Source organism: Glaciihabitans tibetensis (genome assembly GCF_003003265.1).
Taxonomy (GTDB): Bacteria; Actinomycetota; Actinomycetes; order Actinomycetales; family Microbacteriaceae; genus Glaciihabitans; species Glaciihabitans tibetensis.
The window spans coordinates 192,610-219,550 of sequence record NZ_PVTL01000001.1 but is presented as its reverse complement, the minus strand read 5'-3'; the positions used below and the strand labels follow the sequence as shown (position 1 = coordinate 219,550).

Below are 26,941 nucleotides of genomic sequence, written 5' to 3'. Positions count from 1 at the left end.
TCTAGGCTAGCGCGCCGGACCGCGTAATCATCGCAGCTGAAGCTTGTCGACCCAGTAACTCAGGAACGCGGCGCCGGCCTCATCGTGGATGAGCTCACCCTCCACGATCACGCGGTACGGACGCTCCAGAATCCCGTCTGTGGGGCGCACGTCGACGTGCGCCACCTCGTACCCGGCGGCGTGCAAATGGTCGGCCATCAGGTAGTCGCTCCGTGAGTCCCCCACCGAGCGCCACAGTCGCGGCAGCGGCCCGAGGCTCTCGAAGTACCCCAACGCGCGCTCGGCACCACGGTCTTTATCGAGCTGCACCGATTCGATGTCGGTCGAGATGATGGTGGGATCGAGACGGAACGGCACGGCCCCCGCCGAGTCTGGCGATTCCCGCTCCCCGTACCGAACGCCGAGCCCGTTGCGCACCAACACGGCGAACGCCGCGTCATTAAACCGACCCTGGTCGGCGAGGTAGGCGTCGTGCGCGACATCCGTATTCTGTTCGACAGAGATCATCGCGCGCTTGGTTTCGTCGAAAAACATGGTGTGAGAGAAGTCGGATGCCACGAGCGCCCGTATCTCGCGGGCTACGGGTTCTGGCAGCGCCACACTTTCGTCTACGGTCACCTCCGACATCCCGTGCGATCCAATCGGTGCCCACGACGCGCCCTTCTCGAACACCCCGAACATGCGCGAGTGCTCGCCCGCCAGGGCGTCCGCGAGGCCGTTGTCGAGCAGCGGCGAGATCACCTGGTCGCGAATGAAGGCGTCGGAGCGCCCGGTGATGAACGCAATGGGAACTCCCGCAGTGGCGAGGGTGACGAGATCCGAGACGATGCTGTCGATTGCGATGGTGCGGGAGACCGGGCTTGCCAGCGGCCCGTCGACGTCGAAGAGGAGTCCGAGATTGTGCATGCTCCATCTTCTCGCGCGGTGGAGCGTCTGCCCGACCGCGCGATGGTCCACTATGGGGAGATGGACGCACGAGCGCAACGCACGCGGGACCAGCTCGAAAGCGCCATCCTCGACCTCGCGACGCTGCGCCCGCTCAGCGAAATCACCGTGACCGACATCGCCCGCGCCGCCAGCATCACCCGCCCCACCTTCTACGCGCACGCGGAGAGCCCCGGCGACCTGCTCGCCAGCGTTCTCGGCAAGGAGCTCGAGCACATCCGCGAGGAGTTCGCGCGCGCCGCCGAGCTGCTCCCCGACGGCCAGGTGTTGCCGTTGGAGCAGCTGAACCGGGCGCTGGTGCGCCACTGCCACGACAATGCGGCGCTCTATCGCAACAACCTGGTCAGAAGGCTCCCCCGCGAGATGCGGGACGTGCTGATCGACCACATCGAGTGGGCGCTCAGCGACCATTTGCTGCGCCACCCACACCTGGCACCTCGGGCTCTGCACGGCGACCCGGAGGACGCGGAGTATCGGTATCGTCAGTTCGCGTTCTACGCCGCGATTGCCGCGTCCGGCACCGTCGCGGCGCTCGAAACCTGGCTGCGCTCCCCCGATCCGCTCGACCCGGACTGGGCAGTGCGCGCGATCACGCGCGGCAACGCCGAGTGGTGGCAGCACGGTCACTAGGCAGCACGGTCACCAGTCAGCACGGTCACCAGGCAGCACGGTCACCGGTCAGCTGCGCTACGACGGCAGCGTTAGCTCCAGTGCGGCGGCAAGGTCGGCAACGAGGTCATCCGGATCTTCCAGCCCCACTGACAGCCGCAGGTGTCCCCACTTCTTGAACTCCGCCGGGTAGTGCTGCGCGCGCGGCCCCGAGGTACCCACGTGCACGATCAACGACTCGTCGTGACCAAGGGAGACGGCAGAGGTGATGATCCGCAGGTTCGAGACAAATTGGTTCTGGATGTCGGGATCGCCTCGCACCGCGAACGCGAGCATCCCGCCGAAACCATGAGGCATGGTGCGCGCGGCAAGCTCGTGCTGCGGATGGGAGGCAAGCCCGGGATAGGCCACGAACGCGACCCGCGGATCGGCTTCGAGGAACTCTGCGACCGCCTGCGCGTTACTGGAGTGCTGCCGCATGCGCAGCGGCAGCGTCACGGAGCCGCGCGTGATGAGCCAGGCGTTGAAGGGACTGATCACCCCGCCGACATCCACCATTGCATCGCTCTTGATCCTGTTGATCAGTGAGCGCGACCCGATCACCGCGCCGCCCATGGCGTCACCGTGGCCGTTGATGTACTTCGTCAGGGAGTGCACGACCAGGTCTGCACCGAGGTCGAGCGGCTTCAGCAGCAGTGGCGACGCGAACGTCGAGTCGACGCTGAGGAGCGCCCCGCCCGCGTGTGCGATCTGCGCGAGGGCCGCGATGTCGGCGATGCGGGTGGTCGGGTTGGCCGGCGTCTCGGCGTGCACCAGCTTTGTGTTCGGCCGGATGGCGGCGCGCACCGCGTCGAGGTCAGAGGTGTCGACGAAGGTCGCCTGGATCCCGTATTTCTCGGGGAGAAGCTCGGCGAACAGGCGATACGACGCCTCGTACACCACATCCGCCACCACAACGTGATCGCCGGAGGAGACAAAGGTGAAGAACACGGCGTGCAGCGCCGCGACCCCGCTGGCGAGGGCGACCGCATCTTCGCCGTTGTCGAGTACCGCGAGCTTCTCCTGCAGGGCGAGCTGGTTGACCCCAGAGTTGCGCGTGTACAGCGGCACGTCCGTGCCCGACCAGCTGATCGCCGAAGGATCTTCGGGGAGCGCATAGGAGTTCGCGAGAACCAGGGGCGTACGGATGGCGCCGGTACCCGGATCGATGCTGTTGCCGGCGTGCACCGCCTGGGTCAGCAGCCGCAACGTGGTCGGGTCGTGTTTGTCCGGGCGCGTGTTCACCGGTTAAACCTAGATGAGCCGGCCGCGGGATTGTCTCCCGCGCCCGGCTCATCTCGTAGTGTTACGCGCCGACTGTCCCGGCGCCCGCACTATCGAACGGTCTTACTCAGTGTTTGGTCTCACTCAGTGATTGGTCTCACTCAGTGATTGTGGCCCGCGTGGTCGTCCTGGTCTGCGTTGGCCTGCTCGAGCAGGTCGGTTGCGTCAGCGGTCTCGAAGAACTCTTCGTCGTTGCTGGTGGCCGGTGAGGTGAACTCGCTGAGGTCGACCTTCTTGCCCTCGGTGTCGACAACCTCGGCCTGCTCCAGCACGAGCGCGAGCGCCTTGGCGCGGGCGACCTCGCCGATCATGGCGGGGATCTGGCCGTTCTGGTCGAGCACCTTGATGAACTCGCCCGGCTCCATGCCGTACTGCGAAGCACCCTGGATCAGGTACTGGGTCAGCTCGTCCTGGCTGACCTTGATCTCTTCCTTCTCCGCGATGGCGTCGAGGAGGATCTGGCTGCGGAAGGTCTTCTCGCTGGACTCGGCAACCTCGGCGCGGTGCACGTCGTCCTCAAGGCGGTTCTCGTTCTCGAGGTGACGGGTGACCTCAGCCTCGACCAGGCCGGCGGGAACGGGGATGTCGACGAGCTCCACGAGCTTGTCGACGATCTGGTCACGCGCTGCGGCACCCTGGCCGAAGACCTTGGACTTCTCGACCTGCTCCTTGAGGTCAGCCTTGAGCTCGTCGATGGTGTCGAACGGGCTGGCCATCTGGGCGAAGTCGTCGTCGGCCTCGGGCAGCTCGCGCTCCTTGACTGCGAGCAGCGAAACGGTGATCAGGGCGGTCTCGCCCTCCTTGTCACCGCCGAGAAGCTTGGACTCGAACGTCGTGGTCTCACCCGCGGTGAGCGAGTCGAGAGCCTCATCGATGCCCTCGATCAGCTCGCCGGAGCCGATCTCGTAGCTGATGCCGTTTGCGGTGTCGACCTCTTCTTCACCGATGGTGGCGACGAGGTCGAGCTGGGCGAAGTCACCGGTCTTGGCGGGGCGGTCGACCGTGATGAGCGTTCCGAAACGGCCGCGCAGGTCGTCGAGCTCCTTGGCGATGTCCTCGTCGGAGACGACCGTGGCGTCAACCTCGAGCTTCAGGCCCTCGTAGTTGGGGAGGTCGAACTCGGGGCGCACGTCGACCTCAATGGCGAGCATCAGGTCGCCGGTGAAGTCCTTCACGTTCGGCCACTCGGAGATGTCTGCCTCGGGGCGCCCGAGAACGCGGATCTTCTCTTCGGACACGGCCTGGCGGTAGAACTTGTCCATGCCATCGCTGACGGCGTGGTTCAGCACTTCGTCGCGTCCGATGCGCTGGTCGATCAGCTGCGGCGGCACCTTGCCCTTGCGGAAGCCGGGGATGTTAACCTGCTCGGCGAGGTGGCTGTACGCGTGATCGATGCTCGGACGCAGCTCCTCTGGCGTAACAGCGATAATCAGCTTTACGCGGGTGGGGCTCAGCTTCTCGACCGTGGTCTTCACGTTGGTGTTCTCCTGATGTTCGTCTTACTGGAAATTCGGTACGTCATTCGTCTGGAACTTTGTGTCGGGGTGACAGGAGTTGAACCTGCGACTTCTCGCCCCCAAAACGAGCGCTCTACCAAGCTGAGCTACACCCCGTAACCGCAGGCTCGCGGGTACTTCGTTGTTGTGGTGAATCTGGGAGTTGTGCGGCGGCCTTGCGGATAAAGCAATTCCGCAAATTGGCCTCGGCAAGTCTAGCCGAGTTCCCGGAGGGCGGCGCGAACACCCCTCAAGTATGCGTTAGGCTTGCAACGCACGACCGGTTGTGAAGCCGGTATGCGGGGATGTAGCTCAATGGTAGAGCCTCAGTCTTCCAAACTGATGACGCCAGTTCGATCCTGGTCATCCCCTCAACGGTTGCATCACAGCCAGCAGCGAATTTCGCCGCTGTGATGCACTCGCCGCTGTAATGAGAATTGCCGCTGTAATGAGAACGTTATCTGAGCATCCCGCGTTTTCGAGATAGCGTCTCCCTGGGTAGACCAGAGGAGATCCCATGCTTTTCGCGGCAATCATCTTTCTTGTACTTGCGCTTATCGCGCTGCTCGTGGCCCGTGGCTACAAGTCCACCAGCCCCACGGGCGAACGAACGAAGAAAACCAGCGTCGTCGCAACCTGGGTCAGCGCCTCTCTCGCGCTGATCGCGGTGACATTTGCCGCCTTCGCCTCCTTCTACACGCAAGACGCGGGAACCGCAGTCGTCGAGAAGGACATCACCGGAAACATCGTGGGCCAGTCCAACTCGACCGGTTTGCATGGCAAGGCCCCGTGGGTGAACACCGTCGAGTTCAGCATCCGCAATCAGCAGGTCGTTTTCGCGGGTACCTCAGACAACGACAGCGATAACAACGGCGGCGTCGCGAACGGCGCTCAGATCACGGTGCAGGATGCGGACGGGGTGTCGAGCAACATCGACATCGCGCTGCGATACTCGATCGCCCCGGATTCCGTGACCGACATTTACAAGGAATTCCTGTCAGAAGAGAACTTCAAAAAGTCCTTCATTGAGCAGGATGTGCGCTCCGTCGTGCGTCTGGTGCCCAACCAGTTTTCCACCCTCGACCTGCTCACGAAGCGCGGGGAAGTCGAGGCTGCCGTCCTCGAGGCGCTCGAAGACCGGTGGAGCGACGATGGCGTGATCGTGGACAGCATCAGCCTGCAGGAGATCCGCGTGCCCGACGCCGTCAAGGAGAGCTACGCCGCGGCGCAGCAGGCCCAGATCAACGTTACGAAGGAGACCGCCAACCTCGAGGCCGCCCAGGTGAGCGCACAGCAGAAGGTCGTGCAGGCACAGGCAGAAGCCGACGCCAACGCCATCCTCAACGGGTCACTGACCGAGAACATCCTGTCGCAGCGGTATCTGGACACCCTCAAAGAACTCGCCGCGGCGGGAAACCTGGTAGTGGTCCCGGAGGGCTTCAACGGTTTGGTGAACGTCACCAAGTAAGCCGTCGGCGGCATCAGGCTGCTCCCAGTCATTTACCAAGGAACAGTCACTAAGTTTCATGGAGGGAACACCACCGCGCGTCCCAGACGCGCGAGGAGAGCAAGAGGAACGGGGCTGGTAGAAGTGACTATGCCCCCGGATGCCCTCTCCGAGACTGGTCTACCTGGGCCGCGCGCTTCCGGTCGGCACGCGCTCGGTGGGCACGTGCCAAACTCGCAGCTTCCCGGCATCCACCTTCCCTCCGCCTCCAACGTCGTGGCCCGGGTGGACCCGTTTGAGGCGCGCGACGAATTTGCCCGGCTGATGATGTCGTACAAGTTCGGCCTCGACGAGGTCATGACGAAGGTGAACATCCTCAAGGAGGAGTTCACTTACATCCACGACTACAGCCCCATCGAGCACGTCGGATCTCGCCTCAAGTCAGCCGAGAGCATCCTGAAAAAGGCCCAGCGCAAGAACTGCCCCCTCACCGTCGAGCACATCCGGGCGCAGATTTCCGACATCGCCGGCATCCGCATCACCTGCAGTTTCGTCGCAGACACGTACCTCATCCGCGACATGCTCGCGGGGCAGGACGACATCACCGTCATCGATGTGAAGGACTACATCGCCGATCCCAAGCCCAACGGCTACCAGAGCCTGCACCTCATCGTCGAGGTGCCGGTCTTCATGTCTGACCGGGTGGAAACCGTGCGGGTCGAGATCCAGATTCGAACCGTCGCCATGGATTTCTGGGCCAGCGTCGAGCACAAGATCTACTACAAATATGACGGCGAAGTGCCGGATTCACTCCTGGCCGAGCTGAAGGAAGCCGCCATCGCGGTGACCAGCCTCGACATGAAGATGGAGCGGCTGTACGGCGAGGTCGCCAAACTTGGCGGCGAGAGCTCGAGCACAACGTCGCCCCCGGGCGGGGCGTTCTCGCGGCTCCCGCTTCCGAATGGGTACATCGAGGCGTTCCTCAGTCGGCTTCCCGATTCAGAGACACCCTGAGCACCCGCCTCGGTACCATTTGAGTATGAACAGCCACGACCACTCCCACGCCAATCCCGGCGAGACACATCGTGGCCCGTTGCTCGTCGCACTGCTCATCACGGTGACGATCCTGATTGCCGAAATCGTCGGCTCAGCCCTGACCGGCAGCCTTGCCCTGCTGATCGACGCCGCGCATATGCTGACCGATGCGGGTGGGCTCGCGATGGCGTTGCTCGCTGCGACCCTGGCCAAACGTCCCACCACGGCGCAGCGCACCTGGGGATTCGCCCGGGCCGAGGTTCTCGCCGCAACCGCACAAGCCGTCGTGTTGCTCGGGGTCGGGCTGTACGTCTTCATCGAGGGTGCCCAGCGCCTGTTCCGTCCGGCGGAGATCCAGTCAGAGCTCATGGTCTGGTTCGGCGTTATCGGCCTCGTCGGAAACGTGGTTGCGATCTTCGTGCTGCTCGGATCGCGGTCGGCCAACTTCAACCTCCGCGCAGCGTTCCTTGAGGTGGTCAACGACGCCCTCGGCTCCGTGGCGGTCATTGTCGCCGCCATCATCATCGCGCTGACCGGCTGGTACGCAGCCGACGCGGTGGTCGCGATGCTCATCGGGGTGTTGATCGTGCCGCGCACCCTCAAGCTGCTGCGCGAGACCATAGATGTGCTGCTGGAGCGCGCCCCGGCGGGACTCGACATGGACGCCGTGCGGACGCACCTGCTCACCCAAGACCACGTGATCGGAGTGCACGACCTTCACGCAACACAGGTATCGAGCGGGCTTCCCGTGCTGAGCGCGCACATCGTCCTCGACGACAGCTGCTTCCTCGACGGCCACGCCCCGCTGATCCTCTCCCAGCTGCAGGACTGCGTTGCCGACCACTTCGCCGTTGCCGTCGACCACTCGACGTTCCAGCTGGAGTCCGCCAGCCACCGCGAGCACACCCACACCCTGCACACCTGACGCCGTGCTTGCCTGACGCGGTGCTTGCCCGGCGCTGTGCTGCCGGTTCAGGTCAGCGCTGCAGCCACCGCAGAACCGCGAGCACCCGGCGATGGTCGGTCCCCGAGTCATCCAGCCCCAATTTTGAGAAAATGGATGTCACGTTCTTCTCCACAGCTCCGGTGCCGATGACCAGTGCCGCCGCAATCGCGACATTGGTACGGCCTTCTCCCATAAGCGCGAGCACTTCGCGCTCGCGGGGCGTCAGGGTCGACAGCGGGTCGTGCCGGCGGCCGAGAAGCTGGGCCACCACCTCGGGGTCGAGCACGGTGCCGCCCGCGGCGATGCGGGTGACCGCGTCCTGGAGTTCGTCGAGCGACGCCACCCGGTCCTTCAGCAGGTAGCCCACTCCCCCGGCTCCCGACGAAAGCAGCTCCTGCGCATAGGCCACCTCCACGTACTGCGACAGCAGCAGGATCCCGACCGTGGGCTGGAGCTTCCTGGCGAGAATCGCCGCACGCACTCCCTCGTCCCGAAAGGTTGGAGGCATACGCACATCGAGCAGGACGACGTCCGGCCGGGTGGTGGGCAACGCGGCGAGCAGCTGGTCCGCGTCGGGATAGGCGGCAACGACGTCTATTCCCGCCTCGACCAGCACCCGGACGAGCCCCTCCCGCAACAGGACGGAATCATCGGCAACTACGACGCGAAGGGAGGACACGCTTCCAGAGTAAGGCTCACGCGACACTGCCGGGCATCGCGACGCTCAGCGGCAGATGCGCGGTCACCGTGGTCGGTCCGCCCGTGGGGCTCGACACACTGAGTATCCCGCCGAGACCACGCAGACGCTCCTCCAGCCCGGCCAGCCCGTGCCCGGGCACAAAGGTCGCGCCACCGCGGCCGTTGTCGCTGACCGCGACGTCGAGCCACGAGACATCCTCCTCAGGAAGCCTGCGCACACTCACGTGCACCTCGATCTGGCTTGCGCCGGAGTGTTTCGCGGCGTTGAGGATCGCCTCGCTCGCGACGAAGTAGGCGTTGCGTTCAATCTCCTGCGGAAGAATCGGGCCGCTGGCGTTCGCATCACCCGGCAGTTCGCTGAACACCAGCGTCGGCACGCTGCTGCGGATCGCCGCGGATTCCAGCGCCGCGATGAGCCCGCGATCGAGAAGGATCGGAGGGGCGAACCCGCGCGAGAGGGCCCGGAGTTCTTCGAGCGCCTCCTTCGCCTGCAGCATGGCCTCGGCGATCAAGTCTTGCGCCTGCTGCGGGTCCTTGGTGATGTGCCGCTGCGCCGCGGACAGGTCCATCTGCAGGCGCACCAGTCGTTGCTGCGGTCCATCGTGGATGTCGCGCTCGAGTCGACGGAGCGAGTGCCCCTCGGCTGACACCGCGGCCCCGCGGGACGCGTTCAGGGCGATCACCTCGCGCTGTAGTGCGTCCGACTTAAAGGGTCCGAGAAGCCCCCGGGCAACGCCCTGGTGCACCAGCACGAGGCCGCGCGTGATGAAGGGCAACAGAACGAGCAGGATCAGGCCGGCGATGACGTCCGCGATGTGCTCCGAGGCGATGAGGGCGTCGCCGCTGCGCTGTTGCCCGAAGAGGCCAAGCACGGTGTTGGTCAACGTCCAGTCGTTATCGTTGACCTGCCATTCCGGGGGCAAACCGGGTGCCCAGGCCCACCCCGTAAGACCAGCGAGGATGTAGACAAGAGCGACTGTGGTGATGGTCCAGGTGACAAGCGAGACCACGAAGTTCAGCACCAGGCAGTGCAGCAGATACAGCCAGTAGTGACCGTTGATAAACAGGCCACGCAGCCAGCCCCAGAATCCCTGCTGAGCGCGTCCGTCCTGCCACTCCGGCCGTCCGATGCGGGGTCGCCCGGCCCACTCCAGCCGGATCAGTTCGAACGTGCCAAACGCGCGTGCGACGTACAGCGCCCCAACGACGATGAAGACGCCGAAGATCAAAATTAGGCTGCTCACCCCGGTGGACACCAGAGCTATGGACACCACAAACGTCGCGAGCGCGACCGGGAACGAAAGAACCAGGAAGCCGAGCTCGCGCGGCACGGTTCGCCACAGCCGCCGATACAGACGCAGGAAACGCGCGGGGCGATCGGAGGAGACTGCGGCGGGGGCGGCGGTCACGGGTTCGGTGCTCACGGGTTCGGTGCTCATGGGTTCAGCGGTCACGGGTTCGGTGCTCATGGGTTCGGTGCTCATGCGTTCGGTGCTCATGGGTCTCTCCTTGTAGTGTGGCAGCGCCCGGCGTGAAGACGGCGTTCTACCGGACATACCCCAGCCTCGCTGCGCGGCCGCCCGCGCGGTATCGGGTGGGCGCCCGAACCCGACGTGGGGCTAACCCCCGCCCCGACCGGCCGGCTTAGCGGAGCCTTCGCTTGCTTGCGAATAATCTGCCGAAGCGTAGCGTTGCAGCAGAAGCATTGCAGCGCATCAGCGCTGACTCATCGCTCGCCAAGACTTAACGCAAAGGGAGGCACGAGATGACCAACTTCATCACCGTTCCAGAAAGCTCAGTCGACCCGGACGTCACGTCGGGTGTCGCGCAGTTCCTCAGCCCTGTTGTCGTCAACCTCACGGCTCTCGCCGTCGACGGCAAGCAGGCGCACTGGCACGTGCGCGGGGCGAACTTCCAGGCGGTTCACGAACTGCTCGACACCATCGTCGACCACGCACATGACTACGCCGATACCGCTGCAGAACGGGTCGTCGCCCTCGGCCTCCCGATCGACGCTCGCATCCAGACGGTGGGCGCCCAGGCAACGACGCCCGTGCTGAATGCAGGGTTCCAGCAGTCCGATTTGGTCATCGCCCAGATCATCGCCTCCATCGATGCGACGCTGGTTTCGGTGCGCACCGCGGTCGAAGAACTGGCCGAGCTCGACCCGGTCAGCCAGGACGTCGCCATCGAAATCGCGCGCGGCCTCGACAAGGACCGCTGGTTCCTGTTCGCCCACATCAGCTCAAAATAACTGACCAGTTCGAAGTAACCGGGTTAGCTCGAACCGCCCTCCGGGGGCTAGGTCACCTGAGGTCAGTGTGCGTGAAGCGACCGCCGAGCAGGGTGGCAGCCACGGGCATGGTACGCAGGTCGGACGCGCTCGCGCCACGCGGATCGACCTCCGTGACCACGAGATCGGCACGCTGGCCGGGCGCAACGGTGGTTCGGCTGGACGCCCTCATCGCCTCGTCCAGCGAAATAGCCTGTTCGGGATGCCACGGCTCGCGGTCATCGCGGGTGCGCCCCACGGCGGCGGCCATCGTGACCCACGGGTCGAGTGGAGCGACCGGTGCGTCGGATCCCAGCGCGAGCTGGGCGCCGGCGTCGAGGAGTGAGCGCAACGCAAACGCGCGACCGGTGCGTCCGGGCCAGTACTTCTCCGCCACATCGCGGTCGTCGAGCGCGTGCTCCGGCTGCACGCTGGCGGTCACCCCGAGGCGGGCGAAGCGGGAGATATCGCCGTCGCTCAACAGCTGGGCGTGCTCGATTCTCCCCCCGATGCCGAGGGTCTCGAAGGCATCGAGCGCGAGGGCGTTCGCGCGGTCACCGATCGCGTGCACGGACGGCGCAATGCCCGCCGCGGCCGCGCGTCGCATGAGGGGGACGAGGTCGTGCTGCGGCACGGTCAGCAGTCCGTGGGGGTGATCGTGGCCCGCGAGTCCCGGGTACTCGTCGACACAATAAGCCGTGCGCGTGTTGAGCGATCCGTCGGTGATGACCTTGAAGCCCCCGAACGTCAGCAGGTCGGTGTCGGCCGCCGCGAACGGAGCCCCGGTGCGCAGCCCGAGAGCGATCGCGCGGTCGAGATGCTCGGTGTAGACACTGAGGTCCACGCGCAACGACGTGGTGCCCGCGGCCACCCGGCGCACCCAGTTGTCGACGTTCCAGGTCATCTCGTAGTCCACGATGCCGACTATGCCGCGGGCAGCCGCGCGAGCCGCGGCATCCCGCACCCAGACATCCACGACGTCGGTGGGAACCTCGTCGATGCGGCGGGCGATGTCGAACGCCACGTCTTCGCGCAGCAGCCCGGTCGGGTGGCCACGGTAGCCGTAGAGGTCGAGGGCAGCTGAGTTCAACCAGACCGCGTGAATGTCGGCGCTCACCAGCACCACCGGACGCGAACCCACCGCGAGGTCCAGGTCGGCCAGGTTCGGTGCGTCCGGCCAGAGCCCGTCTCGGAATCCGACGGCGATGAACGGTGCCCGGGTGGTGATGTCGCCGGCTCGCGCGATCGCGGACGCGACCATCGCTGCCGCCTCCCGCGCAGAACCCGCCCCCGAGATATCGACCCGGCGGCTGCTCAGGGTCCACTGGGTGAAGTGCACGTGGTTGTCCCACAGGCCCGGGGTCAGCCACCGGCCGTCAAGATCGACGTCGCCGTGATCGACGTCGCCGTGAGCGGCATCGTCGTCCGCGGCATTGTCGCGGACGGCATCGTCGTTCGCGAACGACCCGCCGGCGGGGGTGATCGATGCGATCACCCCGCCCTCCACCACCACGTCGACCGGTTCACCGGTGATTCGGGCGTTCCTGAGCCTCACGCGTCAGGCCTGGCAGTGCGGGCAGTAGTAGAGCTTGCGCGCGGCGGCGAGCTCCATCACGATGTCGGTGCCGCAGACCCGACACGGCTTGCCAGCGCGGTGGTACACCCAATGGCGGTCGTCCCGGTTCGCGAGTGCGCGGGTGTAGCCCTCGTCGTCGAGGTCGTCCATTGTCATCATCTGGCCGGTTCGCACACCCAGTTCGAGCAGGTAAGACCAGTCCTTCCACAACGCCCGCGCGAGGTCGTCCGTGACCAGCTTGCCCGGGGTATGCGGGTTCAACCGCGCCCGGAACAGCAGCTCCGCACGATACACATTTCCGATGCCGCTGACGACCGCCTGATCCATCAGGATGAGGCCGATCGGTGTCTGCTTTTTTCTCACGGCAGTCACAAAACGGTCCTCGCCGTCGCCCGCATCATCCAGCAGCGGGTCTGGCCCGAGCTTCGCGATGACCGCCTGCACTTCTTCGGGGTGCAAAACCTCGCAGGCCGTAGGGCCACGAAGGTCGGCGACGGCCCCCTCGGTGCGCAGACGCACGCGCACGGCGCCGATCGGTTCCGGCGGGAACGTTTCGAGCGGCATACCCAGCTTCTCCGATTCAGACATCCGGAGACGAGTGCGCCGGGGCGCGCCGATGCTGTGGAGCGAGTCCTCGTTCTCGCCGTTCTGGCCGGCCGCGGGAGAGGCGGGCGCGGCGGAGGCGGGCGCGGGAGACACGGGCGCGGCGCCTGACTCGGCCCCAACCACTGTTCCGCGCTGGTTCGTCTGCCCCATGCGCCCGTTGGCCGAAGCGGTCGTCGCGTCCGCCGTGATGTCACCGGCGAAGTCCCAGGCGCCGTACATGCCGAGGTGGACCCGCAGCCAGAGCCTCTCGTCGAACTCGAGAAACATCTGCTTTCCCACGGCGCGCGCATCCGTCATCCGCATCCCCGAAATTTGGGCAGCGCCGGCCGCGAACCGGCCTTGCGGAGACGACGCGGTCACCGACTGCCCGACAAAGTGCAGCGCGAACTGGCGGGCGATGCGATGGACGGAATGACCCTCGGGCATCGCTAGTGAATCTCGTGGCCGACGATTGTGCCCGAGGTCTCGTACTCGGCGAGCTGCGCGATGCGGCGCACGTGACGGTCCTCCCCCGTGAACGCGGTGCCGATGAAGGCATCGATGAAGGCGGTTGCCTCGTCAAGGGTGTGCTGGCGCGCACCAATGGAAATGACGTTGGCATCGTTGTGTTCCCGCGCCAATTGGGCGGTAGAGAGATTCCAGACGAGAGCCGCCCGAGCGCCAACTACCTTGTTCGCCGCGATCTGCTCCCCATTGCCCGAGCCGCCAAACACGACACCGAGAGCGTCGACGCCAGCAGCGCGATCGGCAACGACGGCGCGGGCAGCATTGATGCAGAAGCTGGGGTAGTCATCGACGGCGTCGTAGACGGTGGGACCGTGGTCGACAACGGCGTGTCCCGCGGCTGTGAGATGTGCCTGCAGGTCCCGGCTGAATTCGAGGCCGGCATGGTCGGTCGCGATATGGATGCGCATAGACCCATTCTAGGGATGCCCCTAACGCCACCATCGCGGCATCGCGGACATGATCGCGTCCGTCAACCGCTCGGGCTCCACGCGCGGCTTGCCGATCCACGCTTCGATACCGCCCACGATTCCCTCTGCGACAAAGCCCGCGACGATATCGACATCGGGCACGGGCTCCGATTCCAGTGCGTAGCGGGCGAGATGCTCGCGGCACGATTGCTCGAAGTGTGCGGCGAGCGCGCGGTGCAGCGACGCATCCTGGGGATCGAGCAATGCGAGTTCGAACATGCGACGGTGTTGCTGCACGAGCATCACAACGGCCTCCACCGAACGACGGGTAGCCTCCTCGCGCGGCGCACCCGGGCGGCCGCGAAACGCATGGTCTGCCTCGCGCACCCGATCGAGCTCCCGGTCCACCACGGCCGCAAGCAGTCCTCCCGCGGAGAGGTAGTGGTTGTAGAACGTCGCCCGGTTGATGCCCGCTCGCCTCGCTATCTCAGACACGGGTATCTGCGAGACCGGGCGTTCGCTCGCCAACTCGAGGATGGCTCTGGAGAGCGCGGTCTGCGTCTGCAGGATTCGTGAATCCACCATCCCGATCGACCTCCGCGCTAGTAGTGCTGTGTGTCACATCTTCGCGCGTTCTCGGAGGAAAAATTAGCTCTTGACTGGCGAGTGCAAGGGTCTAGTCAATATCGATATTCGGGCGCACACTGGATATCACCGGTCACTTCTCAAGGAGGCCCTCATGCAAGGGGTTAACACCGAACAGCTACTGCCCGTCCTGTCTCCGGGGCGGCACCGCAACCCACGTCGCGGCGCCTGCTTCATGGAGTACGCGTCATACCTCGCTGGCCTGCGTTGGAGCGATCATCCCGCGTGCACCCATCCATCCGTTGCGGCCCTGGCCCGGCTGGTCAACGACGTGACCTCAGACGAGGCACGGTCACGACTCACCGGGCTGATCCCCTCCGTCGTCGGTCTCGTGGGCAACGACCCCCGGGTTCCGCTCGTAGTTTCGGCCCTGGCTGCCTCCACCGCGCTCCCCATTTCCAACGAAGTTCGGCAGCGGGCGCTCGCGGCGGGGCTCCTGCGGTGCGAGCGACTGCTGGCCGGCTACACGGGCGAAGTGACCGATCGAACCCGGCTTGCCGTGCGTGCTGCCCTCAACACCGCCCCCACCGCGGAAGCGTGGGCGCGCGCGTTCGAGGGTGACGAGTCGGTCTTTCGGCCCCGCCCGATCGCAGTCTCTGATGAGGCGATGCTGCGTGCATCTGTTATCGGCATCGCCGAGGCGTGCGTCGTCGATCCCGACGACCGCCTGGTCAAGCTGCTGACGAAGGTGATTGCGGAGACAAGCGAAATCCTGCGCCCGCAGCCCACCGCCGCGCCGGCTCCCCGGGCACTCCAGCTGAAGTAGTCTCCAGCTGAAATAGTCGCAGCACGGGTGCACGCCGATGACTTCCGCGCTTGCCTCGCAGGCTCCTGGCCGGTGGCACTACCACCGGCCAGGAACCTGCGTGGGTGTCCCTCCGCGGTTGTCCCTGAGCGGTTGTGCTGCCGGAATTAAGAGGAGTGGGCCATCCCCAGGACGGTGGTAGTCACCGGCGCTGCGTCCGGAATTGGCAAGGCGACCGCTGAGTTGCTCACCGCACGCGGAGATATCGTCATCGGCGTTGACCTCAGCGCGGCGGACGTTGTGGTCGACCTCGGCACGCCGGAGGGTCGAAGCGGGCTGGTCGAAGAGGTGATCAGGCTGAGCCGCGGCACCATTGACGGCATCATCGCCGTCGCGGGCCTTTCGCATGCGACGCCCGCCACAGTGGCGGTGAACTACTTCGGCATGGTCGCCACCCTCGAGGGGTTGCGCCCGCTTCTTGCGAGATCCGAGGCACCCCGCGCCGTCGGTGTCGCGTCTATGTCGAGCCTCCTGCCGGTCGACGACAAACTCGTGGCGGCAATGCGCGCGGGCAACGAGGGGGCTGCGCTCGCTCGTACCGTCGCGATCGCGAAGCATCCCGAACTCGCGGCTCGGGTGTACGCGTCCACCAAGAAGGCATTTGCCCAGTGGATACGACGAACGGCCGCCACCTCCGACTGGGCGGGTGCCAACATCCCCCTCAACGCAATCGCCCCGGGAATCGTCCTCACGCCCATGGTCGAACCCATGCTGGCGACAGAGCGCGGACGGGAGCAGATACGCACGGGCGTTCCGATGCCACTCGGGGGATTCGCAGAACCCATCGTTCCCGCCCGGCTGCTGGCCTGGCTCGCTGGTCCCGAGAACACCCATGTCTGTGGCCAGGTCATATTCGTGGACGGGGGCAGTGATGTCGTGATCCGCGGGGATGAAACTTGGTAGCCAGGCTGCATTGTTTCGCACGAGCTGCATCCACCCGCGCGCGCCGGGACTGCCCGCAGGTTCACCGCATTAGGCTGGTCAACGGACAAATATTCCGTTTTAAAGGAGCAAGTCGTGCCAGGAGAGAACCTCACCCGTGTCGAGGCCCAGGAGCGCAAAGCGCTCATCGCGGTCAAGTGTTATGACGTCACCCTCGATCTGACGACCGGGGAGGAAACCTTCGCAAGCACAACAACCGTGCGCTTCGACGCGACCGCGGGTGCTTCGACCTTCATCGACGCGATCACCCGCACGGTGCACTCGATCACCCTCAACGGAACCGAGCTCGACCCGGCGATCGTGAGCGACGGCATTCGCATCCAGCTCGACAATCTCGCCGAAACCAACGTGCTCACCGTGGTTGCCGACGCCGAGTACACCAACACCGGCGAGGGCCTCCACCGTTTCGTCGACCCGGTCGACGGCGAGGTCTATCTCTACTCCCAGTTCGAGGTGCCCGACAGCCGCCGGGTGTTCGCCGTCTTCGAACAGCCCGACCTGAAGGCGACGTTCCAGTTCACCGTGACCGCGCCCTCCGAATGGGCCGTCGTGAGCAACTCCCCGACTCCGCAGCCCGAGCGCCTCGACAATCGTCGTGCGGTCTGGAGCTTCTCCCCCACGCCGGTCATCTCGAGCTACATCACCGCCCTGATCGCCGGTCCCTACGCCGAGGTACGCAGCGAGCTCACCAGCCGTGACGGCCGGGTCATCCCCCTCGGGTTGTTCGCGCGCAAGTCGCTCAGCCAGTTCCTTGACTCCGACTACATCTTTGAAAAGACGCGTCAGGGCTTCGCCTACTACGAGGAGAAGTTCGACTACGCCTACCCGTTCGAGAAGTACGACCAGCTGTTCGTACCCGAGTTCAACGCGGGCGCAATGGAGAACGCCGGAGCGGTCACCTTCACCGAGACCTACGTGTTCCGGTCGAAGGTCACCGACGCGATCAAGGAACGCCGGGTCGTCACCATCCTGCACGAGCTCGCGCACATGTGGTTCGGCGACCTGGTGACCATGAAGTGGTGGAACGACCTCTGGCTGAACGAGTCGTTCGCCGAGTGGGCCTCCACCATCGCGACCGCGGAAGCGACTGAGTGGACCGGGGCGTGGACCACGTTCCAGGCGATGGAGAAGAGCTGGGCCTACCGCCAGGACCAGCTGCCGTCCACCCACCCGGTCGTCGCGACGATCAACGACCTCGAGGACGTCCAGGTCAACTTCGACGGCATCACCTACGCCAAGGGCGGATCGGTGCTCAAGCAGCTCGTCGCCTGGGTCGGCATCGACGCGTTCTTCGCCGGCGTGGCCGCGTACTTCAAGAAGCACGAGTTCGGTAACACCGAGCTGTCTGACCTGCTCACCGAACTGGAGACCACGAGCGGCCGCGACCTGAGCCACTGGGCGCAGCTCTGGCTCGAAACGGCGGGGGTCAACACGCTTCGCCCTGATATTGAAACGGATGCCGCGGGCACGATCACATCGTTTGCCGTGCTCCAGTCCGCCGCAAGCAACTATCCCACGATCCGCCCGCACCGCCTCGCGATCGGTTTCTACGAGCTCACCGACGGCACGCTGGCGCGCACCCACCGGGTGGAGCTCGACGTCGACGGCGAGCGCACCGAGGTTGCGGAGCTCGTGGGACTCACTCGTCCCGCCCTGGTTCTCCTCAACGACGATGATCTGGCCTACGCGAAGATCCGTTTGGACGAGACATCCCTCTCCACCGCCATGAACAACCTGGCGGGCATCGAGAACCCGCTCGCGCGATCCATCGTGTGGGGTTCCGTCTGGGATTCGACCAGGGACGCGGAAACGCGGCCGAGCGACTACGTGCACCTGGTGCTGAACAACATCGCGACGGAGTCCGAGAGCACGACCCTGCGCACCACCCTGGGGCAGCTCGGCACGGTCGCCCGCATGTACGTCGACCCCATCGAGCGCGCCGCGGCGATCGAGTTCATCGGTGACACCCTCTGGGCCCTCGCTCAGGGCGCGGAACACGGCTCTGACGCGCAGTTCCAGTTTGTGAAGTTCTTCGCCAACCTCGCCTCCACCGAAACGCACACCGCAATCCTGCGGGATCTGCGCGACGGCACGCAGAGCCTTCCCGGGCTCGAGATCGACGCCGACCTCAGCTGGGAGCTCCTCGAGGGCCTCGTCCTGGGCGGCGCTGCCACCCAGGCCGACATCGATGAAGCACTCGCGGCGGACAACACCGCCAACGGCCAGCAGTCGGCGGCCCGGGCCAGTGCCACGATTCCCACCGCCGACGGCAAGCGCCGGGTGTTCGATTCCGTCGCGGACAGCGACAAGCTGCCGAACGCGATCGTGCGCAACATCACCCTCGGCTACGGCCACGTCAACGATCCCGCTCCTCTGCAGAGCCTCATCGAGCCGTACTTCGCGGCCGTCAAAGAGATCTGGACGACCCGCAGCTACGCCATCGCGCAGGCCTTTGTTGTGGGGTTCTACCCCGCGGCGCTCGCCTCGCAGTCCCTGGTCGACGCCACGCGGGCCTGGCTCGAGGCCAACGACGACATCCCGGCCCTGCGCCGGCTGATGGTCGAGAACCTCGCCGGGGTCGAACGTGCCCTTCTCGCGCAGGCGAAGGACGCAAGCTAGCGGTCTGACCGGACGATCGTCGACGCCAGCCCCCAGCGTGCTGGCGTCGACACTGCGCCCCCTTACTCCCGAGCCCGACCCCGTAGGGGTAACCCCCCAATTCCGCCCCAATAGCGGGGCACCCCCGCCGCGCGTCCCCGTGCCACCCCTAGGCTGTCGTCCATGAAGGATCTTTCGTGATTGAAGCCCAGGGACTGACCAAGCGCTATGGCGCCAAGACCGCCGTCGACGGCATTAGTTTTACGGCTCGGCCGGGACTGGTGACCGGATTCCTCGGCCCGAACGGGGCCGGTAAATCGACCACGATGCGGATGATTGTGGGACTCGACCGGCCCACCGCCGGGGCGGTGACCGTCAACGGCAAGCCCTATGCCGATCACCATTCGCCGCTGAATGAAGTCGGGGTGCTCTTGGACGCCAAGGCCGTCCACACCGGCCGAAGCGCGCTGAACCACCTCCTGGCGATCGGCGCAACGCACGGCATCGGCCGTAAGCGTGTCGACGAGGTCATCGCCCTGACCGGCCTCGAGTCGGTGGCGCGCAAACGCGTCGGCGGCTTCTCGCTCGGCATGGGCCAGCGACTCGGCATCGCGACCGCGCTGCTGGGCGACCCGGCGACGTTGATCCTGGATGAGCCCGTCAACGGTCTCGACCCCGAGGGCGTTATCTGGGTGCGCAACCTCGCTCGCTTCCTCGCCGGCGAGGGCCGTACCGTTTTCCTGTCATCGCATCTGATGAGCGAGATGGCCCAGACGGCCGACCACATCATCGTGCTGGGCCGGGGCAAGGTCATCGCCGATTCCCCGGTAGCCGACATCATCGCGTTGTCGACCGGCACCGCCGTTCGGGTGCGGACCCCGGATGCTGCGCGGTTCGCCGAGCTCATTGCCACCCACGGCGGCAGCGCGAAGAGCACGGAGCACGACCTCCTCGTCGTCAACGGCATGGCAGCGCCCCAACTGGGTGAGCTCGCCTCCACCTCCGGGGTGGTGCTGCACGAGCTGACGCCCGCCGTCGGGTCGCTCGAAGACGCCTACCTCAGCCTCACCCAGGATGATGTCGAGTACCACGCCGGGGGTATGGCCGCGGCATCCGCCTCACCCACACCATCCGCCGCACCCGCACCCGCATCCGCCGCTGCAGCTGCACCGACCACCAATGGAGCTCTCCGATGACCACCACCGCAGCGGCCGTCGCTCCCAAGCCCACGGGCAGCCGCACCGCCGCCCTCTCGTTCGCGGGCACCCTGCGCTCCGAGTGGATCAAGCTGCGCTCGCTGCGCTCCACCGTCTGGTGCTACGGGATCGTTATCGCCATCACCGTGCTGTTCGGGATACTGATCGCGCAGACCGCCTCGGCTACCTTCGCGTCGGGGGGCTCTCTCACCCAGGAAGACCAGCAGAGCTACGCTTTGCTCGTCTCGACCCTCGGAATCGGGTTCAGCCAGCTGGTCGCGGCGGTGCTCGGGGTGCTGGTCATCTCCGGCGAATACGGCACGGGCATGATCCGGTCGACGTTCACGGCCGTGCCCAAGCGCCTTCCTGCTCTGTTCGCCAAGGCAATCGTGTTTGGCGTGGTCACGTTCGTGGTCGGTCTGGTGTCGATCTTCGCCACCGCTCTGATCACGGCGCCGATGCTCCCGAAGTCCGGCATCACCCCCGACTTCGGTGACTCCCAGTTTCTGCTCGCTCTCGTCGGGGGCGCGCTCTATCTCGCGCTGATCGGCATCCTGTCCCTCGCCATCGGAACGATCGTGCGCAACAGCGCGGGCGGAATCGCGGCCTCGCTGGGACTGGTTTTGGTGCTCCCGCCGGTGCTGCAAATCATCGTGGCAATGACGCAGGCAGAGTGGGCACAGAACCTGGCTATGTTCCTGCCCGACCAGGCGGGCGGGCGCCTCTACGCGTACGCGGCAGAGGCCAGTGTGACCGGTGGCGTTATCGTGCTGGACTCGCTGCAGGGCGGACTCGTCATGCTCGCCTGGGTTGCGGTGATGTTCGTCATTGCGAGCGTGCTGTTGAAGCGCCGGGACGTCTAGAACCTCGCGCGGGTCCGACCGAACCCTGAAGGTGCGGTCAGACCCGCGCGAATCGACGCGAATAGACTGGTACACCCCTATCAAGGAGCCAGCACTTGGACGTCTTTTGGACCGCACTGCACGATTTCTATACCTCGTACGACAAGGTGATCAACATCCTGGTCATCGTTGTCATTGCGGTGGTGCTGCGCGTGATCCTTCATTTTGTGATCGACCGCGGCGTCAATCGAATCGTCTCGGGGGTCAAAAAGAAACAGAGCGTTGAAGACACCCAGTCGCTGCTCGTCTCGCCGCTGAGCGCCGTAAGGGTCGTTCAACGAACGCGCACGCTCGGGAGCGTGCTCAACAACATTGTGACGGCCGTTATCGTCACCGTTGCCCTCGTGCTTGTGCTGACCGAGGTCAACCCCAACATCAGCGGCGCCTTCGCCCTGGTCACGGCGGCCCTCGGTGCTGGCCTCGGTTTTGGGGCGCAGAACATCGTCAAGGATGTGCTCAACGGCCTCTTTATGGTCGCAGAAGACCAGCTCGGCGTCGGCGACGTGGTGGACCTGGGCCCGGCGACCGGTGTCGTCGAGGCGGTCGGAATCCGCATCACCCAGCTGCGTGACGTGAACGGAACCGTCTGGTTCGTGCGCAATGGCGAGATCCTCCGGGTGGGAAACATGTCCCAGGGTTGGTCGCGCGTCATCATCGACCTCGCGGTGCCCTATGAGGTGGACGTGCAGGAAGTCCAGGAGCGGATGCTGGCCACCGCAGTAGAGATGTCGACCAACCCCAAGTGGCGCAGTCGAATACTGGAGCGTCCCGAGATCTGGGGCATCGAGTCCATCTCCGCGGAGGCGATCGTCATCCGCCTGGTCGTCAAGACGCGCGCGGGCACGAAAGACGACGTCGCCCGGGATCTGCGTGCCCGACTCAAGGACGCCGTCGACGACATGGGCATCCAGCTGCCGTCGCTGAACAGCGTTGTGCTCAGCGGGTTCGACGGTGCGGAGAGCATCAACGGAGCTCGCGCCCCGCGCACCCGCCCGACTCCCGTCGCCTCGGTAGAGTCGACTCCTAAGAAAGCTCCGCGGGTGCCTCGTGCTCCCCGAACCCCAAAGGCACCTCCCCATGAGTGAGTCCAACCCCGTCACCATCCGCCTCAGCAAAGAGGGCGAGTCCGTGCAGGGCAACTTCTGGGAGCAGGTCGGCGGGCGCCCCACTTTTGAACGACTCGTTCGCGCGTTCTACGAGGGGATCCGCACAGACGACGTCCTCCTGCCGATGTATCCCGAGGAGGACCTCGAAGGGGCCATCCAGCGCCTCACCGGTTTTCTCGAGCAGTACTGGGGCGGCCCCGGAACCTACAGTGAAGAACGCGGCCACCCGCGCCTGCGCCAACGCCACATGCCATTCAAGGTGAACCCCGACGCGCGCGACCGGTGGCTCGCGCACATGCGGGTGGCGGTAGACGGACTCGGCCTGTCACCCCTGCACGAGGCCACCCTGTGGGCGTATCTCGAGCGTGCCGCTCACGCGATGGTGAACACCTTCGACGACTAGCGAGACAGCGGCGGATGTCTCGTCGCGACGCTGCGGGACGGCGCTGGCAGAGCAGCTCTAGCGAGACAGCGTCCAGGCTTTCCGCTTGATGAGCACGTGCCCCCGGTCGGTCGTCAGGCGGGTCCACGGACCGGTTTCGTAGATCTCGACGGAGGAGCTGTCGGAGAGGAACCCGAGCGACAGGGCGGCGAACGCCCCGCCCGCGGGCACGTGCTCGAGCCCCTCGATCGGACGGCCCCAGACTTCTGACCGCACCCGGTGCACGATCTGCTCGCCGGTGCCGGTGGGAATCGCCTCCGCGACTTCCTCGATGCCCGATTTCGCAACCGCGCCCAGTAGCGCGGAGGTGGTGGGGCTGACGCCGCGCCACCCTCCCCGTGGGGGTGAGATCGCGGCCCAGGTCACGGTGTGGACCTCCATCGGTAGCGTCACCGTGACGGGCGCCGCATCATCCGCCACCTGGTCCAGCTTTCGGTTGATGCGTTCAAGCAGCGACCCGACCGGAACGACGGCATCGAAGTTGGGGGTGTCTCCGACGTCGAGTGTGCGCAAGCCCAGCACGGTGGGCGCCTGGTCGAGTAGGCCGACGGGATAGAAGATCGCAACGTAGACCGCGAGCACCCCGTTGGTGACAATGAGGCGGGCTGAGCCGTCCTCGACGCGACCGGCGCGTCCGAGAAAGACCTGGAGGTCGCGAAGGGCAAGGGATTCCGGGAGTGTGAATGTGTGGGTCATCTGACATCTAAACTACAGGGCATGAGCGACCCATTATCCGGTCTGTTAGCCGCCCTCAACTTGACTGACACAGGTGCACGCACCAGTGAAGACATCTTCACGGGGCCGAGCCAGTGGCAGCCCCTCGGCCGGGTTTTCGGCGGGCAGGTCCTGGCCCAGTCCCTGACGGCAGCAATCCGCACGGTGGAGCCTGACCGGTTCATCCACTCGATGCACGGGTACTTCCTGCGTCCGGGTGACGCGACCCTTCCGATCACCTTCTCCGTGGATCGAATCCACGACGGCCGGTCCTTCTCCACCCGGCGCACGCAGGCGTACCAGAACGGCCAGCCGATTCTGTCGCTGATCGCCTCGTTCCAGGACGAGGACGAGGGGCTCGAGCATCAGGCTCTCATGCCGTCGGGCATCCCCGAACCGGAAACCCTCCCGAGCGCCGCCGAACTGCTGGGCAAGGTCGACCACCCGATCGCTCAGAACTGGGCGACCGAGCGCGCGTTCGACCTGCGGCACGTCGAATCTCCCGTCTACTTTTCCGTCGAGGGGGCGCACGTACCGCACCAGGCGCTCTGGTTCAAAGCGATCGGCACCATGCCGGACGATCCCAATCTGCACCGCGCCGCGCTCGCCTACGCCAGCGACTACTCGATCCTCGAGCCGATCATGCGGGCTCACGGAGTTGCGTGGACCACCCCGGGACTCAAGGCGGCCAGCCTCGACCACGCGATGTGGTGGCACCGCTACAGCCGGGTCGACGAGTGGCTGCTGTATGTACAGGAGTCCCCGAACGCCCGTGGCGGGCGGGGCCTGTCGCTCGGCCGCATCTATAACCGGGCGGGCGATCTCATCGCCAGCGTCGCCCAAGAGGGAATGGTGCGCGCTCCGCGCTAGTTTTTCGCAGCGCCTGAGTCAGCGCTGTCTGGCTCAGCGCCGCTTGAACACAATCGGATCGCCGAGATATGGCGACCAGGCATCGCGTTCCCGGTCACTGATCCGCCGCGGACGCTCGCTGGCCGCGTCAACCATGACGAGCGTGCTCGCCGCCCGGGTGAACAGCGTGCGAGGCGCAACGCCGGGCGGGCTGTAAATCTCGTAACAGACCTCGAGGCTTGCTCCCCCGAGGTGGCCGATCCACAACTCGATTTCGAGCGGCTCACGGAGGTACGGAACCGGCTGGAGGTACTCGATTTCCTGTCGGGCTATCAAGGTCAGGGTGGCCGCGCCTGGGCGCCCGTCGAGGATCGCGGTGGTTCCGCTGCCCGGACGCTCGTCGAGCGACGCGCCATCCACGCCGTCGTCCGACACCCAGAACGCCAAGATGCGCGCCTCCTCGAGGAGGCGCAGCATCTCGGCGTTGTTGACGTGACCGTAGGCGTCGAGGTCGCTCCAGCGCAGCTTGATCGGAACGTGCAAACGCATTCGGTACTCGACGCTCGGACTAGTCGCGGGTGAGTTTGCGGTACGCCGAGCGGTTCGGCTTGCCCGCATCTGGACCGAGGCGCTGGATCTTGTTCTCCTCGTAGGATTCGAAGTTTCCCTCGAACCAGTGCCAGTTGGACGGGTTCTCCTCGGTGCCCTCGTAGGCAAGGATGTGTGTCGCGATGCGGTCGAGGAACCACCGATCGTGAGTGATGACCACGGCGCAACCGGGGAACTCAAGCAAAGCGTTTTCGAGGCTACCGAGGGTTTCGACGTCGAGGTCGTTTGTCGGTTCGTCGAGGAGCAGCAGGTTGCCGCCCTGCTTCAGCGTCAGCGCAAGGTTGAGGCGGTTGCGCTCTCCACCGGAGAGGACGCCGGCCTTCTTCTGCTGGTCAGGACCCTTGAACCCGAATTGGGATACGTATCCGCGGGACGGGATCTCGGTCTTGCCGACCTGGATGAAGTCCTGTCCGTCGGAGACGACCTCCCACAGGGTCTTGTTCGGGTCGATACCGCCACGGTCTTGGTCGACGTAGGAGATGTCGACCGTTTCGCCGATCTTCAGGTCTCCGGAGTCGAGCGGCTCCAGCCCGGTGATGGTCTTGAACAGCGTCGTCTTTCCCACGCCGTTTGGACCGATGACACCGACGATTCCGTTTCTCGGAAGCGTGAAGCTCAGACCATTGATGAGCACTCGTCCGTCGAAGCCCTTCTGAAGGTTCTTCGCATCGATGACCTGCGCGCCCAATCGCGGGCCGACCGGGATGACGAGCTCTTCGAAGTCGAGCTTTCTTGTCTTCTCCGCCTCGTTGACCATTTCTTCGTAGCGGGCCAGACGCGCCTTCGACTTAACCTGGCGGCCCTTCGCGTTACTGCGCACCCACTCGAGCTCAGAGGACAGTCGCTTCGCGAGCTTGGCGTCTTTCTTGCCCTGCACCATCAACCGCTCGCCCTTTTTCTCAAGGTAGGTGGAGTAGTTGCCTTCGTAGGGGTAGAGGTGACCGCGGTCGACCTCGGCGATCCATTCGGCGACATGGTCGAGGAAGTACCGGTCGTGAGTCACGGCGAGTACGGCGCCCGGGTACTTGGCGAGGTGCTGCTCCAGCCAGAGCACGCTCTCCGCGTCAAGGTGGTTAGTGGGCTCGTCGAGGAGCAGCAGGTCGGGCTTCTGCAACAGGAGCTTCGTCAGTGCAACACGGCGCTTCTCACCACCGGAGAGGTTCGCAACCGAGTAGTCCCCCGGCGGCGTGCGAAGGGCATCCATCGCCTGCTCGAGCTGGGAGTCGAGGTCCCAGGCGTCGGCTGCGTCGATAGCTTCCTGCAGCACACCCATTTCGGCGAGCAACGTGTCAAAATCCGCGTCAGGCTCGGCCATCGCGAGGGAGATCTCGTTGAACCGATCGACCTTGGCTTTGATCGGACCGACCCCCTCCTGGACGTTCTCCAGAACGGTCTTGGTTTCGTCGAGTTCGGGCTCCTGCATGAGGATGCCCACGGTGTAGCCGGGGCTCAGCCGCGCCTCACCGTTGCTCGGGGTGTCGAGCCCAGCCATGATCTTGAGGATGGTGGACTTGCCGGCGCCGTTGGGCCCCACAATTCCGATCTTCGCTCCGGGAAAGAATGACATGGTGACGTCGTCGAGGATGAGCTTGTCGCCCACTGCCTTTCGAGCGCGCACCATGGAGTAAACAAATTCGGCCATGCTCACCAGTCTATTGCGCGGGTCTCCCCTACTAGACAGGTGCCGGTGGCCAGAACCGACGTCGCAATGGTGTGGATTCCCACATTTCCGTACTGGCCGACCAGGCAACTGTCGTTGATACGTACGGAGAACTGGATGTTGTCAGCCTCCAGCCCCACGGCAGTGGTGTCGGGAGTGACCTCCATCGTCGCCTTGTCGAAGCCGACGCTTGCGAGGTGATCGATGATCGCGGGGCCCTGCGAATCGGGGGCGGAGGCGAGAAATTCCTCCACCACTGACGCGAAGAAGGGCAGATTGTCCTGTGCGGAGCCCGCGGGGTCGAGGACGAGCGGTTCGGTGGTGACGGGAGCCTCTGAACTCGACGAAGGCCGTGTCGATGGAGTCGTGGTTGGCGCGGGGGCACCGTTGACGCAACCTGCGAGCACAAGCGCCGCTCCGAGCGCGGCGGTAAGCGCCACCACTATCCGAGTCTTCGGCACATTGGCACGTCGCATTGCTGGTCCTCCCCCGTGGGCTCCGAGCGCGCCCATCCACGCCGATTCTACGGTTAGCCGCCTGAGTGATCTCGCCATCACCGACCCCCATTGACAGTTTCGGTCGCCCCGCTCGGCTCCTCCTCCGAC

Annotated in this window: 26 protein-coding genes and 2 tRNA genes; 14 read left to right on the top strand and 14 right to left on the bottom strand. The window is 65.3% G+C overall.

Translation table 11 applies throughout. The features are described 5' to 3' along the window. Positions 1 to 27: 27 nt before the first annotated feature. Positions 28 to 906 carry a hypothetical protein gene (locus B0I08_RS01115; RefSeq protein ID WP_106208983.1) on the bottom strand — a complete coding sequence of 293 codons (879 nt, stop codon included), beginning with the start codon at positions 904 to 906 and terminating at the stop codon, positions 28 to 30. Here B0I08_RS01115 and B0I08_RS01110 point away from each other — a divergent pair. Further along, complete coding sequence (locus B0I08_RS01110) at positions 901 to 1,575, top strand: TetR/AcrR family transcriptional regulator (RefSeq protein ID WP_146134287.1); 675 nt, start codon at positions 901 to 903, stop codon at positions 1,573 to 1,575. The genes B0I08_RS01115 and B0I08_RS01110 overlap by 6 nt on opposite strands. A 57-nt stretch (positions 1,576 to 1,632) precedes the next feature. Here the strand turns inward: B0I08_RS01110 and B0I08_RS01105 are convergent, their stop codons facing one another. The 3 genes from B0I08_RS01105 to B0I08_RS01095 all read right to left on the bottom strand — a co-directional run bounded on the left by B0I08_RS01105 (position 1,633) and on the right by B0I08_RS01095 (position 4,490). Further along, the gene (locus B0I08_RS01105; protein ID WP_106208979.1) at positions 1,633 to 2,838 is read right to left on the bottom strand and encodes a trans-sulfuration enzyme family protein; all 1,206 of its coding nucleotides are present in this window, start codon (positions 2,836 to 2,838) and stop codon (positions 1,633 to 1,635) included. Between the two features lie 140 nt (positions 2,839 to 2,978). Next, entirely contained in the window at positions 2,979 to 4,352 is a 1,374-nt protein-coding gene (gene tig, locus B0I08_RS01100; RefSeq protein ID WP_106208977.1) for a trigger factor, read from the bottom strand. Positions 4,353 to 4,416: 64 nt separating this feature from the next. After that, a tRNA-Pro gene (locus B0I08_RS01095) sits at positions 4,417 to 4,490 on the bottom strand. Positions 4,491 to 4,674: 184 nt separating this feature from the next. Here B0I08_RS01095 and B0I08_RS01090 point away from each other — a divergent pair. From B0I08_RS01090 to B0I08_RS01075, 4 genes are all read left to right on the top strand, one after another. Further along, a tRNA-Gly gene (locus B0I08_RS01090) sits at positions 4,675 to 4,745 on the top strand. Between the two features lie 145 nt (positions 4,746 to 4,890). Continuing rightward, positions 4,891 to 5,841, top strand: a complete 951-nt coding sequence (locus tag B0I08_RS01085) for a prohibitin family protein (protein ID WP_106208975.1) — start codon at positions 4,891 to 4,893, stop codon at positions 5,839 to 5,841. Positions 5,842 to 6,144: 303 nt separating this feature from the next. After that, complete coding sequence (locus tag B0I08_RS01080) at positions 6,145 to 6,834, top strand: GTP pyrophosphokinase (protein WP_106209946.1); 690 nt, start codon at positions 6,145 to 6,147, stop codon at positions 6,832 to 6,834. 25 nt (positions 6,835 to 6,859) lie between these two features. Continuing rightward, on the top strand, positions 6,860 to 7,780 hold the full coding sequence (locus B0I08_RS01075; RefSeq protein WP_106208973.1) for a cation diffusion facilitator family transporter: 921 nt from the start codon (positions 6,860 to 6,862) through the stop codon (positions 7,778 to 7,780). Between the two features lie 52 nt (positions 7,781 to 7,832). Here the strand turns inward: B0I08_RS01075 and B0I08_RS01070 are convergent, their stop codons facing one another. Together B0I08_RS01070 and B0I08_RS01065 are read right to left on the bottom strand one after the other, a co-directional pair. Continuing rightward, on the bottom strand, positions 7,833 to 8,480 hold the full coding sequence (locus tag B0I08_RS01070; RefSeq protein ID WP_106208971.1) for a response regulator transcription factor: 648 nt from the start codon (positions 8,478 to 8,480) through the stop codon (positions 7,833 to 7,835). Positions 8,481 to 8,496: 16 nt separating this feature from the next. Beyond that, a complete protein-coding gene (locus tag B0I08_RS01065) occupies positions 8,497 to 9,999 on the bottom strand; it encodes a sensor histidine kinase (RefSeq protein WP_245884430.1) in 1,503 nt (500 codons plus the stop codon). Between the two features lie 266 nt (positions 10,000 to 10,265). Here B0I08_RS01065 and B0I08_RS01060 point away from each other — a divergent pair, with 266 nt between their 5' ends. Beyond that, entirely contained in the window at positions 10,266 to 10,754 is a 489-nt protein-coding gene (locus tag B0I08_RS01060) for a Dps family protein (protein WP_106208969.1), read from the top strand. 52 nt (positions 10,755 to 10,806) lie between these two features. Here B0I08_RS01060 and B0I08_RS01055 read toward each other — a convergent pair whose 3' ends face one another. From B0I08_RS01055 to B0I08_RS01040, 4 genes are read right to left on the bottom strand one after another with little or no spacing between them, the layout of a single operon-like run. Beyond that, positions 10,807 to 12,327, bottom strand: a complete 1,521-nt coding sequence (locus tag B0I08_RS01055; protein ID WP_106208967.1) for an amidohydrolase — start codon at positions 12,325 to 12,327, stop codon at positions 10,807 to 10,809. Positions 12,328 to 12,330: 3 nt separating this feature from the next. Beyond that, positions 12,331 to 13,380, bottom strand: coding sequence for an Fpg/Nei family DNA glycosylase (locus tag B0I08_RS01050; protein WP_106208965.1), 1,050 nt, complete (start codon positions 13,378 to 13,380; stop codon positions 12,331 to 12,333). A gap of 2 nt (positions 13,381 to 13,382) precedes the next feature. Further along, positions 13,383 to 13,868, bottom strand: a complete 486-nt coding sequence (locus B0I08_RS01045) for a ribose-5-phosphate isomerase (RefSeq protein WP_106208963.1) — start codon at positions 13,866 to 13,868, stop codon at positions 13,383 to 13,385. Between the two features lie 21 nt (positions 13,869 to 13,889). After that, positions 13,890 to 14,453: a TetR/AcrR family transcriptional regulator gene (locus tag B0I08_RS01040; RefSeq protein WP_106208961.1), complete on the bottom strand. Its 564-nt coding sequence runs from the start codon at positions 14,451 to 14,453 to the stop codon at positions 13,890 to 13,892. A gap of 154 nt (positions 14,454 to 14,607) precedes the next feature. On the opposite strand from B0I08_RS01040, the gene B0I08_RS01035 reads away from it, so the two are divergent. The 7 genes from B0I08_RS01035 (at position 14,608) to B0I08_RS01005 (ending at position 22,465) form a co-directional block, all read left to right on the top strand. Next, positions 14,608 to 15,279, top strand: a complete 672-nt coding sequence (locus B0I08_RS01035) for a hypothetical protein (protein WP_146134286.1) — start codon at positions 14,608 to 14,610, stop codon at positions 15,277 to 15,279. 174 nt (positions 15,280 to 15,453) lie between these two features. Beyond that, a complete protein-coding gene (locus B0I08_RS01030) occupies positions 15,454 to 16,221 on the top strand; it encodes an SDR family oxidoreductase (protein WP_245884428.1) in 768 nt (255 codons plus the stop codon). A 114-nt stretch (positions 16,222 to 16,335) separates the two neighbouring features. Next, the gene (pepN, locus tag B0I08_RS01025) at positions 16,336 to 18,879 is read left to right on the top strand and encodes an aminopeptidase N (RefSeq protein WP_106208954.1); all 2,544 of its coding nucleotides are present in this window, start codon (positions 16,336 to 16,338) and stop codon (positions 18,877 to 18,879) included. A 176-nt stretch (positions 18,880 to 19,055) separates the two neighbouring features. Beyond that, positions 19,056 to 20,054, top strand: a complete 999-nt coding sequence (locus tag B0I08_RS01020) for an ABC transporter ATP-binding protein (RefSeq protein WP_106208952.1) — start codon at positions 19,056 to 19,058, stop codon at positions 20,052 to 20,054. Continuing rightward, positions 20,051 to 20,917, top strand: coding sequence for an ABC transporter permease subunit (locus tag B0I08_RS01015; RefSeq protein WP_106208950.1), 867 nt, complete (start codon positions 20,051 to 20,053; stop codon positions 20,915 to 20,917). The genes B0I08_RS01020 and B0I08_RS01015 overlap by 4 nt, the downstream gene beginning before the upstream one ends. 95 nt (positions 20,918 to 21,012) lie before the next feature. Beyond that, on the top strand, positions 21,013 to 22,041 hold the full coding sequence (locus B0I08_RS01010) for a mechanosensitive ion channel family protein (protein WP_106208948.1): 1,029 nt from the start codon (positions 21,013 to 21,015) through the stop codon (positions 22,039 to 22,041). Beyond that, positions 22,034 to 22,465, top strand: a complete 432-nt coding sequence (locus B0I08_RS01005; protein WP_106208946.1) for a globin — start codon at positions 22,034 to 22,036, stop codon at positions 22,463 to 22,465. The genes B0I08_RS01010 and B0I08_RS01005 overlap by 8 nt, the downstream gene beginning before the upstream one ends. Before the next feature lie 57 nt (positions 22,466 to 22,522). Here B0I08_RS01005 and B0I08_RS01000 read toward each other — a convergent pair whose 3' ends face one another. Then, positions 22,523 to 23,200 carry a DUF8185 domain-containing protein gene (locus tag B0I08_RS01000; protein WP_106208943.1) on the bottom strand — a complete coding sequence of 226 codons (678 nt, stop codon included), beginning with the start codon at positions 23,198 to 23,200 and terminating at the stop codon, positions 22,523 to 22,525. A gap of 21 nt (positions 23,201 to 23,221) precedes the next feature. Between B0I08_RS01000 and B0I08_RS00995 the strand changes: the two genes are divergently transcribed. Next, positions 23,222 to 24,088: an acyl-CoA thioesterase gene (locus tag B0I08_RS00995; RefSeq protein WP_106208941.1), complete on the top strand. Its 867-nt coding sequence runs from the start codon at positions 23,222 to 23,224 to the stop codon at positions 24,086 to 24,088. Between the two features lie 33 nt (positions 24,089 to 24,121). Here the strand turns inward: B0I08_RS00995 and B0I08_RS00990 are convergent, their stop codons facing one another. The 3 genes from B0I08_RS00990 to B0I08_RS00980 are packed head-to-tail and all read right to left on the bottom strand — an operon-like array spanning position 24,122 to position 26,848. Continuing rightward, positions 24,122 to 24,616, bottom strand: coding sequence for an acyl-CoA thioesterase (locus tag B0I08_RS00990; protein WP_106208939.1), 495 nt, complete (start codon positions 24,614 to 24,616; stop codon positions 24,122 to 24,124). A 19-nt stretch (positions 24,617 to 24,635) separates the two neighbouring features. Then, entirely contained in the window at positions 24,636 to 26,318 is a 1,683-nt protein-coding gene (gene ettA / locus B0I08_RS00985; protein WP_106208937.1) for an energy-dependent translational throttle protein EttA, read from the bottom strand. Between the two features lie 2 nt (positions 26,319 to 26,320). Then, positions 26,321 to 26,848 carry a DUF6993 domain-containing protein gene (locus B0I08_RS00980; protein ID WP_146134285.1) on the bottom strand — a complete coding sequence of 176 codons (528 nt, stop codon included), beginning with the start codon at positions 26,846 to 26,848 and terminating at the stop codon, positions 26,321 to 26,323. Positions 26,849 to 26,941: the final 93 nt, after the last annotated feature.